Consider the following 18,171-nt stretch of genomic DNA (forward strand, 5'->3'; position numbering starts at 1 on the left):
GTCGGGACGGGCGGCGGCCCGCGCGGCGGGGCAGGCATCCGGCGTCGCGCACATGGGTGCCCACGCACTGGGTGCGGCCGCCTACGCCGCCCGCGCAGTCGACCTGGCCACCGGGGGCGGGGAGGGCGACGGCGACGACGAACTCGCGTGGCAGCTCGACGCGATGAGCGACCCGGTCCGTGCAGCGCTCCGGCGCCTGCCACCCCTCGGACAGGACCGGTCGGGACCCCTGGGGCCGGGGCTGCTGGCGTCGGGTGCCCTCGGCGCACACATCCGTCGCCTCCAGGACGCGCTCGGCCACGGAGGACCACCGGCGGCCCGGTGACGGCCCGGCGTCACCTGGCCGACCGGACACGCGACCCGGCCGGTCGACGGGGCGTGGGGGGAGTGGTGCGCGGCGCACGACCGCGACCGACGTGGCGGGCGTGCGCCGGGCCTCCCGGACGACCGCGGCGCCGACCGGTCGGTCGCGCCGGTAGGATCGGGGACCATGGTCGAACTGGACTTCACCGAGCAGCTCTCCGCCCTTCGCGAGACCTTCGGCAACATCCGCTCGGTGGTCGACGTCGACCGTCTCGAGCGCGAGATCGCCGACCTCAGCGAGCAGGCCGGGGCCCAGGACCTCTGGGACGACGTCGACCACGCACAGCAGGTGACGAGCGCGCTCTCGCACCGGCAGTCGGAGCTGAAGAAGATCACCGACACCGAGCAGCGCATCGACGACCTCGAGGTCCTGGTCGAGATGGCGAACGAGGGCGACGACCAGGAGTCCGCCGACGAGGCCGCCGCCGAGCTGAAGTCGATCCAGAAGATGATCGGCGACCTCGAGGTGCAGACGCTCCTGGACGGCGAGTACGACGACCGCCCGGCCGTCATCACGATCCGCGCGGGAGCCGGTGGCGTCGACGCCGCCGACTTCGCCGAGATGCTGCTCCGGATGTACCTGCGGTACGCCGAGCAGCACGGCTACAAGACCACCGTGATGGACACGTCCTACGCCGAGGAGGCGGGCATCAAGTCCGCCACCTTCGAGGTCGACGCGCCGCACGCGTTCGGCACGCTGTCGGTCGAGGCCGGCACGCACCGCCTGGTCCGGATGTCGCCGTTCGGCGCCGCCGGCAAGCGGCAGACGTCGTTCGCCGCGGTCGAGGTCATCCCGCTCATGCCGGAGACGGCCGTCATCGACATCCCCGAGAACGACATCCGCGTCGACGTCTTCCGGTCCTCCGGCCCCGGTGGGCAGTCGGTCAACACGACCGACTCCGCGGTGCGCCTCACGCACATCCCGACCGGCACCGTCGTGTCGATGCAGAACGAGAAGTCGCAGATCCAGAACCGTGCAGCCGCCATGCGCGTGCTGCAGTCGCGGCTCCTGCTCCTCAAGCAGGAAGAGGAGAACGCGAAGAAGAAGGAGCTCGCCGGCAACATCACGGCGAGCTGGGGCGACCAGATCCGGTCCTACGTGCTGGCGCCGTACCAGATGGTCAAGGACCTCCGCAGCGAGCACGAGGTGAACAACCCCTCAGCCGTGTTCGACGGCGATCTCGACGGGTTCATCAACGCGGGCATCCGCTGGCGCAAGCAATCCGCCGCCGAGTAGGGCGTCGCGAGCCGCGCGCCTGGCGTGTTTTCCGAGCGGGGCGACCTACCCTGATCCGGTCATGATCAAATTCGACCAGGTCACCAAGGTCTACTCGGGCAACCCGAGTCCGGCGCTCGACAACCTCACCCTCGAGATCCTCAAGGGCGAGTTCGTGTTCCTCGTGGGCGCGTCCGGCTCCGGCAAGTCCAGCTTCCTGCGCCTCGTGCTCAAGGAGGAGAAGCCCACGCGTGGGCAGATCCACGTGCTCGGGCAGCGCCTCGGGGCGCTGGCGTCGCGGAAGGTGCCGTACTTCCGCCGCAACCTCGGCGTGGTGTTCCAGGACTTCCGGCTGCTGCCGAACAAGAACGTGTTCGACAACGTCGCGTTCTCGCTGCAGGTCATCGGCAAGAGCAAGGGCTTCATCAGCGAGGCCGTCACCGACGTGCTCAAGCTGGTCGGCCTCGCCGGCAAGGCGACCCGCATGCCGCACGAGCTCTCCGGTGGTGAGCAGCAGCGCGTGGCCATCGCCCGCGCGGTCGTGAACAAGCCGGCGATCCTGCTGGCCGACGAGCCCACCGGCAACCTGGACCCCACCACGTCCGCCGGCATCATGGCGCTCCTCGAACGCATCAACCAGGGAGGCACCACCGTGCTCATGGCGACGCACGACGCCAGCATCGTGAACCAGATGCAGCGACGGGTCATCGAGCTCTCGAACGGCGCCGTCCTGCGTGACGAGCAGTCCGGCGGGTACCAGACCCAGGCCGTGCCGATCCAGCGGGGCACCGTGTCGAACACCACCGGCATCCAGACGATCCCGGGGCTCATCCGATGAGGCTCGGGCTCGTCATGTCCGAGGTCGGCTCGGGCCTGCGGCGCAACGCGTCGATGGTCGTGTCCGTCGTCCTCGTGACCTTCATCTCGCTCACCTTCGTCGGCACCGCGATCCTGCTCCAGATGCAGATCAACCAGATGAAGGGGTACTGGTACGACCGGGCGCAGGTCGCGGTCTACCTGTGCACCGACACCGACACCACCGGCAACTGCACCGGCGCCAAGGCCACCGCGGACCAGCGCGAACAGATCCAGGCGCAGCTGGAGTCGTCGACGCTCAAGCCGTACATCGAGAAGACGTACTACGAGAACCAGGACCAGGCGTTCACCCGGTTCAAGGAGCAGTTCAAGGACTCCGCGGCGACGGAGTTCGTCAAGCCCGAGTACCTGAACGAGACCTTCTGGGTGAACCTGAAGAACCCGTCGCAGGCCGACGTCCTGGTCGAGAGCCTGTCGAAGGTCGCCGGCGTGCAGAGCGTCGTCGACCAGCGCGGGTACCTGCAACCGATCTTCAACCTGCTCAACGCCTCGTCGTACACGGCCATCGGCATCGCGGCGCTCATGCTCGTGGCGGCGGTGCTGCTCATCGCGACGACGATCCGCTTGTCGGCGTTCAGTCGACGGCGCGAGCTCGGCATCATGCGGCTCGTGGGTGCGTCGAACCGGTTCATCCAGACACCGTTCGTGCTCGAGGGGGTGATCGCCGCCGCCATCGGGGCCGTCCTGGCCGGTGGTGCGATCACCGCCGTGGTGTGGTTCTTCGTCCGGAACTTCCTGGCCGAGCGGTTCACCGGCACGGCGTTCATCGGCATGGGGGACGCGGCCGTCGTGGTGCCCGCGGTGATCGTCATCGGAGTGCTGCTGGCGGCGGTGTCCGCGTCGATCGCCATCCGGCGCTACCTGAAGGTCTGACGCGCCCGCCGGCCCGGTGCTCGGGGCGGGTGCCGGGTGCTCGGGCCGGGTGCCGATTGCCGGGGGCTTGGTTTCGCGCTGGGCGACACATCACGGCGCGATCGACGCGTGAGGTGTCGCTCAGCGCGTGGGTCCGTGCGCGACGGACCGCCGGCTCGGGCCCCGGCACCGTGCACGATCGACGCCGGCGCGCCGGGAACGTGCGGGGCGCCGCTCGTGTTGGGTAGTCTGTAGGGCTGCGCAGCGCAGTGCCCGCGATCGAGAGGAGTCGACATGGCGAAGGAACGCGGTGAGAAGATCGTCGCGACGAACCGTCGCGCACGGCACGACTACCTGATCGAGGACACGTACGAGGCCGGCATGGTCCTGTCCGGCACCGAGGTGAAGTCCTTGCGGATGGGGCGTGCGTCGCTCGTCGACGGGTACGCGTTCATCGACGGCGGGGAAGCCTGGATCGACGCGGTCCACATCCCCGAGTACACCGAGGGCACCTGGAACAACCACTCGCCGCGTCGGAAGCGCAAGCTGCTCCTCCACAAGCAGCAGATCATCAAGATCTCGCACAAGACGGCACAGGGCGGCTACACGCTCGTGCCGCTGCAGATCTACTTCCACGACGGCCGGGCGAAGATCGAGATTGCGGTCGCGAAGGGCAAGCGCGAGTTCGACAAGCGCCAGGCGCTGCGCGAGAAGACCGACAAGCGTGAGGCCGAACGGGCCATGCGCACCCGGAACCGCGTCGGGGAGTAGCGCCGACGCACCACCTCGGCTAGACTGAGGGACTGCTCCGATCGGGGCATTGGCAATTCAACAGCGTGACAGCGGCTCGCACGTTCCGGCCCGCATGGGGATGATCGGTTTCGACATTGCCTGTGTGCCGACGGGAAGCGGGCCGAGGACCCACGGTCATCTCGTGAACGATCCGTGGAAAACAACAAGTGCCAATTCCAAGCGCACTGACTTCGCTCTCGCTGCGTAAGCAGCCCAGCACATGAAGTCCGTCGGCCAGGTGACCGTCCCCTAACCTGATCCCGGCGTCATCCAGAGGACTTGCTGCACGGTTGCGCCTCAGGGCCGTGCGGGACTCGCACTGAGACTGGGCCCGTCGTCCTAGAAGCCGGTAGCAAAGGACGGGGCCGAGCAGAACGAATCATCCGGATACGCCCGTAGAAGACGTCGAATTGCAGCGATGGACGGGGGTTCGATTCCCCCCATCTCCACCATTCGCCGGACGCCGGACCGCTGTCACGCTCTGCCACACGAACGCCTCGACACCGTCCCTGGACAGTGTCGGGGCGTTCGCTGTTCCACGGTGTCCGAGGACTACGCTCCGGGGCAGGCGCCGAGAGATCCCTCGGCGTCGGAGCCGAAGGAGAGGTCACCACGTGGTGCAGGAGATCGCGATCCGAGTCCGTCTGCGAGCGCAGGAACGAGTGGTGCTCGCCGAGTACGAACGGCTCGTCGGGTCCGTCGCGACCGTGACCGCCCTCGCCACCTGGCTGCCGACGCCCGAGGCTCGTCTGGTCGTCCGCGGCCGTGGCGCCGAGCCCGTGCGGCTGGAGACGGCGACGTACGGCTCTGTGGTCGAGATGCTCGTCGTGATGGACCAGCGCTCCGCCGACGTCGAGCGGGCGGCGGCAGCGATCGCGGCGCTGATCGAGGCGGTGCGGCACGAGCACGTCGCCGACGACGTGTCCGGGGTCGCCGGAGAGCTCGACCGTCTGGACCGCGCCGCACCCCGAGGGCGCTCCGCCGTCGAACGGTCGCTGCGCGCGTTCCTGCAGGGTGCGCGCGCCGACGTGCTCGCCCGACGGACCACCACGCGTGTCCGGACGGCACAGGCGCTGCTGCGACTCGCCGAGGCCGATGCGGTGCTCACGGTCGAGCGGGTCGCTGACGCGCTGGCCCCGGTGCTCGAGGAGCAGGCGGTGGACATCGAGCTCGACGGTGGCTCGGCCGTGATCCTGGGGGACGGCGACGGTGCCCCGGCGCTCGACGCGGTGCCACAGCCGGATGACGGCACGCAGCCGGTCGACGGCGCGCAGCCGGACGACGGGGCCGACATCGTTGCCCCCGTCCTGCCCCTGCCGACGACCGAGCAGCCCGACGAGCAGGGCAAGCACGACAAGCACGACAAGCCTGAGAAGGGCAAGCACGACAAGAAGCCCAAGCACGACAAGAAGGACAAGCAGGACAAGAAGGACAAGAAGGACAAGAAGGACAAGAAGGACAAGCAGGACAAGAAGGACAAGCAGGACAAGAAGGACAAGCAGGACAAGAAGAAGGCCAAGCAGGCCAAGAAGAAGCAGTGACCCGCCGCCGCTCACCCGCCTAGAAGTCGAACAGGTTCCCCCGCACCCCTCCGGCGCCGTACTCCCGCCGCAGGAGCCCACGGCGCCGGAGCACGGGCACCAGGTCGCCCAGCATCCGGTGCACCTGCGCCGGGTGCAGGTCGCCCGAGAACAGGAACCCGTCGTTGTCCGCGTCGCTGCCGAGCTCCTCGATGTAGTCGGCGAACTCGTCCGCGGTCCCGACCAGGCCGGACCGCGAGTCGATCCGCCCGAGCCGCGCCTTGCGGGTGAGCAGTTCACGCAGCGGTGCGTCCGGGGTGTTGCCGAGCAGCCCACGGATCGTGCCGGCGGAGACGTGCTCGCCGAAGGTCCCGTCCGGCACCGGCGCATCGAGGTCGAGTGCGAGGAGGTCGGTCTCCGAGTCGCTCGACCACGCGACGGCGGCCGCGCGCAGGGCATCGTCGGACGGGTGCTCGGACGCGGCGACGAGCCGGTCGGCTTCCTCGGTCGATGCCACGACCACGGGCTTCAGCACGAACAGCACCCGGATGTCCGCGGCAGACCGCCCGGCGGCCTCGGCTGCGGCGACCACGCCGGCTCGGTGGTCCGCCACGGCTGCGGCGGACAGCGGCGCGAGCGCGAGCTGCACGTCGGAGTGGGTCCCGGCGAAGGCCAGTCCTCGCCCGGAACCACCGGGGGAGACGACCACCGGGTCCGAGTCGAGCGGCAGCGCGTTGAGCGGACCGTCGGCGGTGAAGAAGTCGCCCTCGTGGTGGAACGCGTCGAGGGCGTCACCGTCGGCGAACCTCCAGCCCGACGGCTCCCCGATGTACCCGGAAGGCCCCCACGAGTGCCAGAGCCGACGGATCAGGGTGATCCACTCCTCGGCACGGTCGTACGCCCGGTCGTGCGGCAGCGGCGGCAGGCCGGCGTGCCGGGCACTGCCGACGTCGGTGACGACGTTGATGCCGAACCGGTCCGAGGACAGGTGCGCCAGGGTCGCGAACTGTCGTGCGGCCAGGTACGGCGGCGTGATGCCGGCGTTCACGGTGGGGGCGATGCCGATGTGGCTGGTGGCGGCGAACAGGTACGGCGCGAGCAGCAGTGGGTCGTGCTTCGGGCCGCCGTACGCCTGTCGCATCCGCAGGTCCAGGGTGGCGGGGCTGCCGAGGGACACGGCGTCCTCGGCGACGACCAGGTCCATGCCGGCCTGCTCGAGGGTCCGGACGGACTGCTGGTACAGGTCTGGCTTCGTCCAGTCGTACCCCCAGTCCCAGTCGGAGCGACCCCACGCCTGCGGGCCGAACCCGCGCGAGAAGAAGTACCCGAAGTGCTGCAGCTCGGCCACTAGCGCACCTCGCCCACGACGTGGTCCGTCCGCATGGCGGGCGCCGCGGACCGCACGGCGGCGAACCCGCGCTCCAGGTCGCGGAGCAGGTCCGCGACGTCCTCGATGCCGACGGACAGCCGGATCAACCCGTCGTCGATGCCCTGTTCGGCGCGCTCCTGCGGGGTCCGGCCGGCGTGCGTGGTGCTCGCCGGGTGCAGGATCAGGGATCGCACGTCGCCCAGGTGGGTCATCCGACTGAAGAGCTCGACGCCGTCGATGAACGCCTGCGCGGCGGCTTCGCCACCGGCGAGCGTGAAGGCGAAGACGGACCCGGCTCCGCGCGGCAGGTACCGCTGGGCCAGGTCGTGGGACGGACTGGAGGCGAGACCCGCGTGGTCGACGCTCGTCACCTCCGGCTGGTGCTCGAGCCACTGCGCCACCGCCAGCGCGTTCGCGCTGTGGCGCTCCACCCGCAGCGACAGCGTCTCGATGCCCTGGCGGAGCAGGAACGCGTTGAACGGCGACGGTGTCGGACCGATCCGCGCTGCGACGACGTCGCGTGCGTAGGCCGCGAAGGCCCGGTCGCCGAACCGCTCGACGTAGCTCGCGCCGCCGAGCGCCCGGTCCGGACCGGTCAGGTGCGTCCACCGGCCGGGTGCGGCGGACCAGTCGAACCGGCCACCGTCGACGACCACCCCGCCCAGACCGGCGCCGTGCCCGGACAGGAACTTCGACGCCGAGTGCACGACGATGTCGGCGCCGTGCTCGACGGGGCGCACCAGGTACGGCGTCGCCAGCGTGTTGTCGACGACGAGCGGGACGCCGGCGCGGTGCGCGGTCTCGGCGACCCCGGTGATGTCGAGCACGTCGTTCTTGGGGTTCGGGATCGTCTCGGCGAAGAACGCCTTCGTCTCCGGGCGGACCGCGGCGGCCCAGGCGTCGAGGTCACGCCCGTCGGCGACGAAGTCCACCGCGATGCCGAGCCGGCCCAGGTTCTGCACCAGCAGTCCGCGGGTGCCCTCGTAGATGCTCCGGGCGCTCACGACGTGGTCTCCGGCCTGCAGCAGCCCGAGGAACGCGACGGTGGCGGCCGCCTGCCCGCTGCCGACCAGGATCGCCTCGACACCGTGTTCGAGCAGGGCGACCCGGCGTTCGACGTCGGCGTTCGTCGGGTTGCCGAGGCGTGTGTACGTGTAGCCGTCGTCGGTGCCGGCGAACCGCTCGCGGGCCTGGTCGAAGTCGTCGAACAGGAACCCGGAGGACATGTGCACGGCGGGCACCCGGGCGCCGTGGGCCGCGTCGGGCAGGAAGCCGCCGTGCACCTGTTCGGTCGTGAAGCCGAGGACGTCGTTCGCCATGGGGCACCTCCGGGGATCGTGTGCCGGACAGCCTCGCAGCCCGCACCCGCGCAGTGCGGCGTGTGGCGTCCGGTTACGCGACCGCAGCGCGCCGTACCGGGTCGGCGCCGGGATCAGACGAGGGCGCGGACCCCGGCGGCGACGGTGTCCCAGACCTCGAGCAGCGGCCCGCGCGCCAGCCAGACGGCGACGCCGTTCACGACGACGAACAGCACGAACCACAGGGTCGCCGGTACCCGCATCTCGTCGGCCGCGATGTGGAAGTCCGTCCGGACCCGGGCCCCGGTGAGCAGCCACCGTGCGACCTGCACCACCGAGCGCAGGCCGTCGACGACGAAGAACGCCCCGACGGCGGCGACCACGAGCACGGTCGTCTCGGACGGGCGGAGCGCCACCCAGAGCGCGAGCACGTCGAAGCCGAGCACGACGAGCAGCCCGAACCAGTTCCGCACGAACGCGAGCGCCACGAGCCCGACGACGGCGAGCACGACGACGGGCAGCCACCGTGACCCGTGCAGCACGCCGGTGACCAGGAGCACCCCGGCCCAGAGCGGCGCGCTGTACCCGGCGTACAGGTTCAGGATCCGGACGAGCCACCGCACGCCGCCCGGCACCCGGCCGAGCTGCACCCAGGCCTCGCCGGAGCCGTCGGGGTGCAGTTCGATCCGCTGGATGCGGCCGCCGAACGGGACGACCACGATCGCGTGGCCGACCTCGTGCGCGATCGTCGCGGCGATGCGGGCGACCCGGCCGACGACGGGCACGAACGGCAGGAGGGCGCCCACCAGGAGGGCGACGAACACGAGGGGCGGGGCTGCGGTGGTCAAGACACCAGCATCGCACCCCCGCCCGAGCGTTCCGCCGACGACCGCTGCTCCGGCACCCCGGGCCGGGGCGCTCGATTACTCGACCGTTACCGACTTCGCCAGGTTGCGGGGCTTGTCGACGTCGCAGCCGAGCTGCAGGGCGAGTTCGCGGGCGAGCAGCTGCAGCGGCACCACCGCTTCGAGCGGCCCCCACGGCGCGGTCACGTCGCCCCAGGCCAGGTCGCCGGTGCCACGGCGGCCGAGTGCGGGGATGTCTGCGAACTCGCCACCGATCGTGATGACGAAGCCTCCGCGGGCCCGGACCTCGGCGATCGCCGACTGGATCTTCGGCGCACCGTGGTCGATGACGACCACCGGGGTACCGTCGTCGACCAGCGCGAGCGGTCCGTGCTTCAGCTCGCCGGCGGGGTAGGCCTCGGCCCAGCGGTAGCTGAGTTCCTTGAGCTTCAGGGCGCCCTCGGCGGCGTACGGCAGGCCGGCGCCGCGGCCGAGGAACAGGAACCCGGACGCCTCCTTGACGCTCGACACCAGCAGCGGCATCCGGTCGGCGGAGACCCGGGCGGCGTGCTCGATCCGGGCGGGCAGGTCGAGCAGCTCGTCGACGAGCACCTGGGCGCGGGACGGCTCGATGCGCCCCGACGTCACCATCGCCGAGATCATCGCGGCGACCCCCACGACGACCTGCGCCGTGAACGTCTTCGTCGCGGCGACGCCGATCTCGGGTCCGGCGTGGCAGTCGAGCACGGCGTCGGCGCGCCGGGCGAGCGACGAGTGCAGGTTGTTCGTCAGGGCGAGCACCGGGTGGCGGTCCTCGAAGCGGTCGAGGGCGCGGAGCACGTCGGCGGTCTCGCCGGACTGGCTGATCGCGACGACCAGGGTGCCGGGGCCGAGCACGGCCTGGTCGGCCTCGCTCGCGACCACGATGTCGGTGGGCACACCGCCGATCCCGCGGACCGCGGTGGCGATCACCTGGCCCGCGTTCAGCGACGTGCCGCAGGCGACGACGGCGAGTCGGTGGAACCCGGGCAGCCCGAGGCCGACCCAGGTGCTGCCGTCGGCGGTCCGGCGTGCCACCCGGTCCAGGATCGTCGCGACGACGTCGGCCTGCTCGGCGATCTCCTTGGCCATGTGGTCGGTGTGGTCGCCGAGGTCCAGGGCGGCCGCGGCGAACGGGGCCGGGGTCGGGAAGGGCACCGGGACCGCGATGCCGCCGGAGGTCCACGACCAGGCCTCACCGAGCTCGACGACGTCGCCGTCGCGGAGCGGCACGAAGGTCTCGCACCACTCGGCGATCGCGCCGACGTCGCTCGCCACGAAGTCACCGCGGCCGGACCGTGCGACGACGAGCGGGGAACGGTCCGCCGCCGCCACCATGCGGCCGTCGCGTGCGTCGAGGACGACGATCGCCCACGACCCCTCGAGCTGCGCCGTGGCGATCTGCACCGCGAGCATGAGGTCGGGGTCGACGGCCAGGGCACGCTCGACCAGGTGCGCGACGACCTCGGAGTCGACCTCGGACCGGAACCGGTGCCCCTGTGCGGTCAGCGTCGCACGCAGGCGGTCGGCGTTCTCGATGATGCCGTTGTGCACGATGGCGATCCGGCCGGAGCAGTCGCCGTGCGGGTGTGCGTTGGCCTCGCGCACCGTCCCGTGCGTGGCCCACCGGGTGTGGCCGATGCCGACGCCGGTCAGCGCGGCACCGGTGCGCGCCGCGACCAGCGCCCGCAGGTCGCCGACGCGGGACACCGACCGGACGGTCTCGGTGCGCCCGTCGGCGGTCCGCACGGCGATGCCGACGGAGTCGTAGCCGCGGTACTCGAGACGCTCGAGCCCGTCGAGCAGGTAGGGCGTCGCGTCGTCGGACACCCGGGCTGCGATGATGCCGCACATCGGCTGTCCCTTCGGTGGATCGGGTGGATCGGGTGGAGCGGTCGAGCGGGGTGGAGCGGGGGAGGTGGAGCAGGGGCTGCACCGACCGCCGTCGGGTCTGCCGCGCGTCCGGGTCCTCGGGTCGGTCGCGAGGGCCGTCCACGGATCAGGCGAGGACGGACGTCGGTCCCGGTGACCACGAGGGTCGGGTACCGGACAGGGTCTGCGGGCTGGCCCCCGGGGGAGGGGCGCGGCGGTCGGTGCAGGAGAAGCCTCACCCGACCACGACCGCACGGCAACACCCGTCCGTCACGTGGTCACGTCGACTAGGTGAGCAGCGCGACCAGGTGCGAGCGCGACCGCGCTCCCACCTTGCGGTAGATCTGCGTGAGCCGCAGCTCCACCGTGCGCTGCGACATGAACAGCGACGACGCGATCTCGCGGTTGCGGTACCCCTCGGTGACCTTCTGCACCACGGCGCGTTCCTCGGCCGTCAGCGACGTGAGCACTGCCGACGCGTCCGGGGCGCTGCGCGGCGTCCCGGGGGTCGACGGCGACACGACCGGAGCGGACCGGAGTGACGCCCCGGCGCCGGAGCGGGGCATGGCGACGGTCGGTGCGGGCGTGGCGAGCGGTCGCCGGAGCCCCGCCGCCTCGTACGCCGCAGCGGCCGCCGCTCCCAGGCGCGGACGCTCGGCCGGGGTGCCGACGGCGGCCAGCGCCGCGAAGGTCCGGGCACGTTCGAACTGCGAGTCGTGCGGCTGGAACAGCTCGATCGCACGCCGACGGGCGGGTTCCCGCGTGGTGTCGTCCGCGACGAGCGCCAGGCAGCGTGCCAGCACCAGCGCACCCCAGCGGCCGGGCCGCGCGTGGTGGTCGGCCGCGAGCCGCGCCGTGACCGTCCGCGCGTCCTCCACACGGCCGAGCAGCACGTAGGCCTCGACGAGGTCGCCGAGGTGCCGCAGCACGGCGGGGTTCCGCAGCGACCGTCCGACGGCGTCGGCGGCCTCCAGCGCGGTCGCCGCCTCGTCGAGTCGGCCGTCGAGCAGCAGGATCCGACCGCGGAGCGCGTACAGCCGTGCCGTCGCGCCCCACAGGCGGTTCGTCGACCGGTGGTGCAGGCACCGGTCGACCGCGTCCAGCGCGTCCGTCGACCGGCCCTCGGCGAAGTGCCGCCACGCGACGGCGATCGCGCGGGACGGTTCGCGCAGCCGCTCCACCACGGACGAACCGGCCTCCCAGACGTCGATGGCGCGGAGTGCCTGCCGGAAGTTCCCCGCACGCACCTCGTTCTCCGCCGTCAGGTACCGCGCCGCCTCGGTCCACACCGGCGACGACTCCTGCCCGCGGGTCACGACGAGCGCGAACACCCGCCGCGCACTGCGGTGCCGTTCGCCGATGCTCAGCGCGTGCGCGAGGAGCAGCAGTGCCGGGTCGGACAGTGCGACGAGTTCGGACGTGGCGAGTCCACCGTGCAGCTCGGTGTCCGGTGGCAGGACCCCGTCGACGGCGGCGATGAGCTCACGGGCCGTCGTGGCGATCTCGAGGGTGTGCGGGGACGCCGACGCCACGAGGGGTTCGAGTCGCTGCAGCAGGTCCTTCGCCTGGTCGAGTTCCCACGCCTCGGCCCGGAAGCACGCCACCATGGCCATCAGGCCCGCGACGGCGTCGATCTCGGCGGGGTCGGTGGTGTCGACGGGGACGAGGAGTTCGTCCGCGTGCACCGCGTCACCGCTGAGGTACTCGGTCGAGTACTGCAGCCGGAGTCGACGGACCTCGTGCGCCGTCGTCCGGAACGGACGGAGCGCGGCGAGGTAGCGCGCCGCGAAGCCGAGCAGGCGGTTGCCGAGCATCGACTCCGCGACGCCCAGGAGCGCGACGTGCTCGTCCTCGGTGCCGCTCCCGACGTGCAGTGCGCGTTCGGTGAGGGCGGTCGCCGCGTGCACGGCGCCGTCGGCGACGTACGACCGGGCGGCCTGCAGCAGGGCGACGACGTCGGGGACCTCGTCGACGAAGCTGCGGTGCCACGCGGCTGCCCGCGGGTCAGACACCGCGCTCGAGCTGGCGAGGGCGGAGTGGGCGGCGCGACGCTCGCGGGCGGGCATCCGCCAGTAGAGCGACGACCGCACGAGCGGATCGCGCACGGTGACGCTCTGCCCACGCACGGTCACGAGCCCGGCGCCGACCAGGTCGTCCAGTTCGTCGCGGTCCCACGCCGTCGTCCGCGCGACCGGCACCAGGGCGAGCTTGGCGAGGACGTCCAGATCGCGTCCTGCGGCACGCCCGAGTGCGAGTGCCGCGAGGGCCTCGGTCGTCGGGGTCGGTCGGAGCGGGAGCACGATCGGCTCCGCGCCGGTGAGCTGTTCGCGGCTGAGCACCGCGAGTTGTTCGCGGAGCGCGCCGGGGTTGCCGCCCGTCTCCTCGGCGAGGACGGCGAGGACGCCGTCGTTCGCCTCGTCCGGTGCCATGGCGCGGGCGAGGGCGAGTGCCTCGTCCGACGGCAGCGGTTCGATGCGCAGCATCGGCAGCGCCGCGAGCGGGCCGTCCGACGGGACGGTGCGCACCGACGCCACGAGGCGCAGTGCGGTCCCGGCCAGCCGACCGGCGAGGAAGGCGATGAGCTCCTGGCTCTCGACGTCCATCCGGTCGAGGTCGTCGATGAGGACGAGCGTCGGCGGCAGGGTCAGCGCGTGCACGGCGTCGAGGAAGTCGTGCGCCGCGGCGAGGTCCGCCGTGTGCTCGGCCGTCGTCGCGCCGCCCGCCTGGATGAGGTGGGCGATGTGTGCCGTGGCGCGGGGGTCGTCGAGCGCGGTGAACAGGGAGGTCACCCCGGCCAGCGGCCAGCGGGACTCACTCCCGTTGACCCCGACCCGGACGACGGGGAGAGGGACGCGGTCCGAGACCGCGTCGAGGACGCTGCTGCGTCCGGAGCCGGGGTCGCCGACCACGACCATCGCGGACTCCCTGGGGAGTGCTGCGAGGGTCGCGATCCGGTCGACCTCGAGACGTCGACCGGTGAGTGCCATGACTCACCGGCCTCCGGGTCCGGAGGTGGATGCGGCGACGAGGTCGTCGGAGAACGTGGTGTTCGCAGCGACGGGTCGCGGGGAGGCGGTCCGGACTGCTGCACGGCGGGTGACCGTGACGGAGTGCGGACGGGTGGCGGCGATCGGACGCGCGCCGGGACGGTCGTGGACGGAATGCGGTCGACGAGTGAGGGTGCACTCGGTTCCGCTCGGGAACGATGATGTCATCGTCTGCATCACCCCTCGGGTTAGGGTCTTCGGACGAACGACGGCTGGTCTGCTCGGCGGTCGGATCTAGGGAATCCTCGGCGTCACGTGACCTGCTGTCGTGAGCACGATAACCCAGGGACCGGCCGTCGCGACCGTCCGCAGTGCCACGCTGTCCACAACGGTGCCCCCAGTACGGGGGGCCACGGACGAGGGGGGGCGGCGCGTCGGGAGACGTCGCCCGGCGGGGACCGGACGGAACGGGGTACACCTCGGTCCGGACCGTGCCCGAGCGCATCGGTGTACCACGGACGGGATGTCCGAAGCCGAAACGACCGACGCCCGCCTCGACGACCGCACGCGGTGGCGGGCCTTCGCCGTCTGCGTGGCCGTCGCGGCGCTCACCATCCTCGACCTGTCCAAGGTCAACGTCGGGCTGCCGTCGATCGAGCAGTCGCTCGGGGCGTCCAGCTCGTCGCTGCAGCTCATCGTGGCGGGGTACGCGCTCGCCTTCGGTCTGGCCCTGGTGCCGGCCGGTCGGCTCGGCGACCTCAAGAGTCGTCGTGTGCTGTTCGTCGTCGGGCTCTCCGCGTTCACCGGATCGAGTCTGCTGTGCGCCGTCGCGCCGAACATCGAGGTGCTGATCGTCACGCGGATCCTGCAGGGCTTCGCCGCGGGCATCCAGATGCCACAGGTCATCGGGCTCGTGCAGCAGCTGTTCCGTGGCCCGGAGCGCGGCCGGGCGTTCGGGTTGTTCGGCGCGATGATCGGCATCTCGACGGCGCTCGGACCGACCATCGGCGGTGGGCTCATCGCGATCGGCGGCGAGGAGTCGGGTTGGCGGCTGCTGTTCTGGATGAACGTGCCCCTGGGTGTCGCCGCGCTGTTCTTCGCGATCCGGCTCCTGCCCAAGGGGGTGCAGGGGAAGGCGCAGGACCGCGAGCTGGACATCGTCGGGATCCTGCTGCTCGGTGCCGCGATCGTCACCCTGATGCTGCCGTTCGTGCTCACCAGCGGTGGTGGCGGGTCGCCGGCGCGGTGGTTCTGGCTCGTCGGCTTCGTCGTGTTCCTGGTGCTGTTCGTGCTGTGGGAGCGGCACTTCACGCGGCAGGGGAAGTCACCCGTGGTGCACTTCGAGCTGTTCCGGCTGTCGTCGTACCGCAACGGCCTGTCGATCGTCGCCGTCTACTTCGCGGCGCTGCCGGCCTCGTTCCTCATGGTGACGCTGTACCTGCAGGAGGGCCTCGGGCTCTCGCCGCTGTACGCCGGGATGGTGAGCATCCCCTTCGCCGCCACGAGTGCCGTCGGGTCGTACGTGGGCGGACGGATCGTCGACCGGGTCGGCCGCGCACTCGTCGTCGCGGGCCTCGGCATGGTGGTCGTCGGCTTCGTGCTGCTCATGGTCGCCGCGGTCGCCACCCCGCCGGAGGTCACCCCGTGGGCGATGGCGGGCGCGTTCCTGGTGGGCGGACTCGGCGGTGGGTTCGTCGTGTCCCCGAACCAGACGCTGACCCTCGCCGAGATCCCGGTCGAACAGTCCGGAGTGGCCGGCTCGATGCAGCAGCTCGGGCAGCGTGTCGGCACGGCGATCGGGACCGCCGTCGCCACGAGCATCTTCTACGGGATCGTCCGGAGCGAGGCGGCCGGTGCCGGCGGCGGCGACCGGCTCGACGCCTACCACGACGCGTTCCGCAGCGGGACGACCTTCACGGTGTCGCTGATGGCCCTCGCCCTGGTGCTGGCCGGTGCGGACCTGGTGGCGCGACGACGGGCGGCGCGACGCGAGGACCGATCGGCGCCCGCGCCCGGGCACGAGGGGTCGTCAGCCCCGGCCGCGCAGCACGAGGGCTAGTCCGCCCGGCGGATGAGCTCGACCACGGCGTCGTGCACCAGGCCGTTCGTGGCCAGGGCGCTGCCGTGCCAGGCGCCGGGGTCACCGTCGAGCGAGGTGAAGCGACCGCCGGCCTCCTCGACGATGGGCACGAGGGCCGCGATGTCCCACGGCTTCAGGTCCGGTTCGCCCGCCACGTCGAGGACGCCCTCGGCCACGAGCATGTACGACCACATGTCGCCGTACGCGCGGGTGCGCCAGACCTTCCGCGACAGCGCGACCAGCGCGTCGAGCCGGTCGTCCTCGTCCCACTGCTGGATGCTGTTGTAGCTCAGGCTCGCGTCCGCCAGCTCGTCGACGCCGGACACCCGCAGGGGGCCGTCGAACGAGTGCGCGCCGAGTCCTTCCGCCGCCCACCACCGCTTGCCGAGCGCCGGCGCGCTGACGACGCCGAGCACCGGCCGGCCGTCGACCGCCAGGGCGATGAGGGTGGCCCACACCGGGACCCCGCGCAGGTAGTTGGCGGTGCCGTCGATCGGGTCGACGACCCACTGCCGGTGGCCTTCACTGGTCGCCTCGGCCCCCGAGTCGGCCGTCGTCTCCTCACCGAGGAACGCGTCGTCGGGCCGCTCGGTGGCGATCCGCTGGCGAAGCGCCTGCTCGACGGCCTGGTCGGCGTCGGTGACGTGCGTGCTGTCGGCCTTCTTCGACACGTGCAGGTCGGCGGCACGGAACCGTTCGAGGCTGATCGCGTCGGCGGTGTCGGCGAGGGAGCGGGCGAAGTCCAGGTCGGCGCTGAGGTCCACGTCGGCAAACCTACCGGTCGTCAGGCGGCGACGACCTCCTCTTCCTCGAGCGGCCCGACCTCGCGCTCGCGGGCGATGCGGGTGCGCCGGGCGACGAGTCCGTGCACGACGACGCCGAGCAGGACCGCCGCGACGAACCAGAGCACGAGGACCAGTGCGGGCCGCCCGAGCGATGCGTCGGGGAAGTACTGCAGGTCCTGCGCCGCCTGCAGCCACGCGGCGCCGCTCCAGAACGTGTGCAGCGCGGCGAAGAAGCCCGGCTGGAACGCCGGCTGGAAGATGCCGCCGGACGACGTGAAGTTGAGCATGACGAAGAGCATCGTCAGGATCGGCGTGGTCCAGCGGCCGAGCACCGGGTGCAAGCCGATGCCGAGCGCGATGATGACGGCGTCGTACAGCCAGGCGAACAGGAACACCTGCCACTGGTGCGTGGTGAGCACGCCGTACACGGGGCCGGCGACGACCGTGCCGATGCCCGCGACGACGCCCGCGGTGGCCAGTCCGACCACGGCGGTCCACACCGGCCGCAGCTTCGTCGCCACGGCGGCGACGGCGATCGCGGACGCGTACCCGCCGACGCTCAGTGCGACCAGCAGGAAGAACAGGCCCTGGCCGGTGGTGTCCTGGTCGCCCGTCGGGACGACGTCGACCACCCGGAAGGGCACGTGCTGCTCGTACGCGATCGGCAGGAACACCTTCTGGGCGGCACTGGCGGTGGTCTCCGACGCGGCCGTCGAGACGTAGAGCGTGGCGCCCGTCGGGGTCGGCGCGTACACGGCCGCGAGCGTACGGTCGCGCACCTGCCGTTCGGCCTCGGCGGACGACGCGACGACGTGGGCGACCAGGGCGCCGTCGGACTCATCGGTGACGGTCTGTGCGAACACCTGCGTCGCGGCGCTCTGGCCGACGACCCCGACCGGCAGGTCGTGCGGCGCGGGGGCGTGGAAGGCGCCGAGGTACGCCAGGCCCATGCCGGCCGCCAGGAACAGCGGGACGAGGATGTGCGTGGCGAACGATCGCAGCACCCGGCCGAGGCCGGCGGGGAGCAGGACGCTGTCGGTGCGCTGGGACTTCGGTGCTCGTGGGGACTCGTGCGTGGGGGAGTGGCGCGCGTGCGACGTCGTCGTCGGGCTCGTGGACGGGGCGTCGACTGCTGCGGTCGGCGCAAAGTTGTACTTTGCAACTTCAGACACGTGGCCCAACTGTACAACGCCCCCGCACCCGTGTCGACGCGGGAGCACCCCGGGCCGGTGAGGTCGCACTCCGGCCGGTGTCCCTCGCCTTGATGCGGGCTGGAG

General features: G+C 71.8%; 14 protein-coding genes and 1 other RNA gene. 8 read left to right on the forward strand and 7 right to left on the reverse strand.

Annotated features, from left to right (window positions below):
- From LEL83_RS14890 to LEL83_RS14920, 7 genes are all read left to right on the forward strand, one after another.
- Positions 1 to 325 (forward strand): putative immunity protein (locus LEL83_RS14890; RefSeq protein ID WP_372454468.1); only part of this gene is annotated, 325 nt, incomplete at its 5' end.
- Between the two features lie 165 nt (positions 326 to 490).
- The gene (gene prfB, locus LEL83_RS14895; protein ID WP_198656098.1) at positions 491 to 1,600 is read left to right on the forward strand and encodes a peptide chain release factor 2; all 1,110 of its coding nucleotides are present in this window, start codon (positions 491 to 493) and stop codon (positions 1,598 to 1,600) included.
- A 61-nt stretch (positions 1,601 to 1,661) separates the two neighbouring features.
- The gene (gene ftsE / locus LEL83_RS14900) at positions 1,662 to 2,417 is read left to right on the forward strand and encodes a cell division ATP-binding protein FtsE (protein WP_198656097.1); all 756 of its coding nucleotides are present in this window, start codon (positions 1,662 to 1,664) and stop codon (positions 2,415 to 2,417) included.
- Complete coding sequence (ftsX, locus tag LEL83_RS14905) at positions 2,414 to 3,328, forward strand: permease-like cell division protein FtsX (RefSeq protein WP_198656096.1); 915 nt, start codon at positions 2,414 to 2,416, stop codon at positions 3,326 to 3,328. The genes ftsE and ftsX overlap by 4 nt, the downstream gene beginning before the upstream one ends.
- Positions 3,329 to 3,601: 273 nt before the next feature.
- On the forward strand, positions 3,602 to 4,078 hold the full coding sequence (gene smpB, locus LEL83_RS14910) for an SsrA-binding protein SmpB (RefSeq protein ID WP_198656095.1): 477 nt from the start codon (positions 3,602 to 3,604) through the stop codon (positions 4,076 to 4,078).
- Between the two features lie 96 nt (positions 4,079 to 4,174).
- Positions 4,175 to 4,551, forward strand: a transfer-messenger RNA (tmRNA) gene (gene ssrA, locus LEL83_RS14915).
- 162 nt (positions 4,552 to 4,713) lie between these two features.
- On the forward strand, positions 4,714 to 5,640 hold the full coding sequence (locus tag LEL83_RS14920) for a hypothetical protein (protein WP_225559397.1): 927 nt from the start codon (positions 4,714 to 4,716) through the stop codon (positions 5,638 to 5,640).
- A gap of 19 nt (positions 5,641 to 5,659) precedes the next feature.
- Here LEL83_RS14920 and LEL83_RS14925 read toward each other — a convergent pair whose 3' ends face one another.
- The 5 genes from LEL83_RS14925 to LEL83_RS14945 all read right to left on the reverse strand — a co-directional run bounded on the left by LEL83_RS14925 (position 5,660) and on the right by LEL83_RS14945 (position 14,029).
- Positions 5,660 to 6,967 (reverse strand): LLM class flavin-dependent oxidoreductase, encoded by a 1,308-nt coding sequence (locus tag LEL83_RS14925; protein WP_225559398.1) that lies wholly within the window; start codon positions 6,965 to 6,967, stop codon positions 5,660 to 5,662.
- On the reverse strand, positions 6,967 to 8,307 hold the full coding sequence (locus LEL83_RS14930) for an O-acetylhomoserine aminocarboxypropyltransferase/cysteine synthase family protein (protein WP_225559399.1): 1,341 nt from the start codon (positions 8,305 to 8,307) through the stop codon (positions 6,967 to 6,969). The genes LEL83_RS14925 and LEL83_RS14930 overlap by 1 nt, the downstream gene beginning before the upstream one ends.
- Positions 8,308 to 8,420: 113 nt before the next feature.
- Positions 8,421 to 9,134, reverse strand: coding sequence for a M50 family metallopeptidase (locus LEL83_RS14935; protein WP_225559400.1), 714 nt, complete (start codon positions 9,132 to 9,134; stop codon positions 8,421 to 8,423).
- Positions 9,135 to 9,209: 75 nt separating this feature from the next.
- Positions 9,210 to 11,024 carry a glutamine--fructose-6-phosphate transaminase (isomerizing) gene (glmS, locus tag LEL83_RS14940; protein WP_225559401.1) on the reverse strand — a complete coding sequence of 605 codons (1,815 nt, stop codon included), beginning with the start codon at positions 11,022 to 11,024 and terminating at the stop codon, positions 9,210 to 9,212.
- 305 nt (positions 11,025 to 11,329) lie between these two features.
- A complete protein-coding gene (locus LEL83_RS14945) occupies positions 11,330 to 14,029 on the reverse strand; it encodes a helix-turn-helix transcriptional regulator (RefSeq protein WP_225559402.1) in 2,700 nt (899 codons plus the stop codon).
- 523 nt (positions 14,030 to 14,552) lie between these two features.
- Here LEL83_RS14945 and LEL83_RS14950 point away from each other — a divergent pair.
- The gene (locus LEL83_RS14950; protein ID WP_225559403.1) at positions 14,553 to 16,088 is read left to right on the forward strand and encodes an MFS transporter; all 1,536 of its coding nucleotides are present in this window, start codon (positions 14,553 to 14,555) and stop codon (positions 16,086 to 16,088) included.
- Here LEL83_RS14950 and LEL83_RS14955 read toward each other — a convergent pair.
- Both LEL83_RS14955 and LEL83_RS14960 read right to left on the reverse strand, forming a co-directional pair.
- The gene (locus tag LEL83_RS14955) at positions 16,085 to 16,873 is read right to left on the reverse strand and encodes an inositol monophosphatase family protein (RefSeq protein ID WP_225559404.1); all 789 of its coding nucleotides are present in this window, start codon (positions 16,871 to 16,873) and stop codon (positions 16,085 to 16,087) included. The genes LEL83_RS14950 and LEL83_RS14955 overlap by 4 nt on opposite strands.
- A gap of 20 nt (positions 16,874 to 16,893) precedes the next feature.
- Positions 16,894 to 18,066: an ABC-2 transporter permease gene (locus LEL83_RS14960; protein WP_225559405.1), complete on the reverse strand. Its 1,173-nt coding sequence runs from the start codon at positions 18,064 to 18,066 to the stop codon at positions 16,894 to 16,896.
- Positions 18,067 to 18,171 lie beyond the last annotated feature (105 nt).

It is taken from the genome of Curtobacterium oceanosedimentum (assembly GCF_020297365.1).
Taxonomy (GTDB): domain Bacteria; phylum Actinomycetota; class Actinomycetes; order Actinomycetales; family Microbacteriaceae; genus Curtobacterium.

Coding starts and splice junctions, on each gene's coding strand:
- prfB (WP_198656098.1), top strand. CDS start 491: ATGGTCGAACTGGACTTCACCGAGCAGCTCTCCGCCCTTCGCGAGACC.
- ftsE (WP_198656097.1), top strand. CDS start 1,662: ATGATCAAATTCGACCAGGTCACCAAGGTCTACTCGGGCAACCCGAGT.
- ftsX (WP_198656096.1), top strand. CDS start 2,414: ATGAGGCTCGGGCTCGTCATGTCCGAGGTCGGCTCGGGCCTGCGGCGC.
- smpB (WP_198656095.1), top strand. CDS start 3,602: ATGGCGAAGGAACGCGGTGAGAAGATCGTCGCGACGAACCGTCGCGCA.
- LEL83_RS14930 (WP_225559399.1), bottom strand. CDS start 8,307: ATGGCGAACGACGTCCTCGGCTTCACGACCGAACAGGTGCACGGCGGC.
- glmS (WP_225559401.1), bottom strand. CDS start 11,024: ATGTGCGGCATCATCGCAGCCCGGGTGTCCGACGACGCGACGCCCTAC.
- LEL83_RS14945 (WP_225559402.1), bottom strand. CDS start 14,029: ATGGCACTCACCGGTCGACGTCTCGAGGTCGACCGGATCGCGACCCTC.
- LEL83_RS14950 (WP_225559403.1), top strand. CDS start 14,553: ATGTCCGAAGCCGAAACGACCGACGCCCGCCTCGACGACCGCACGCGG.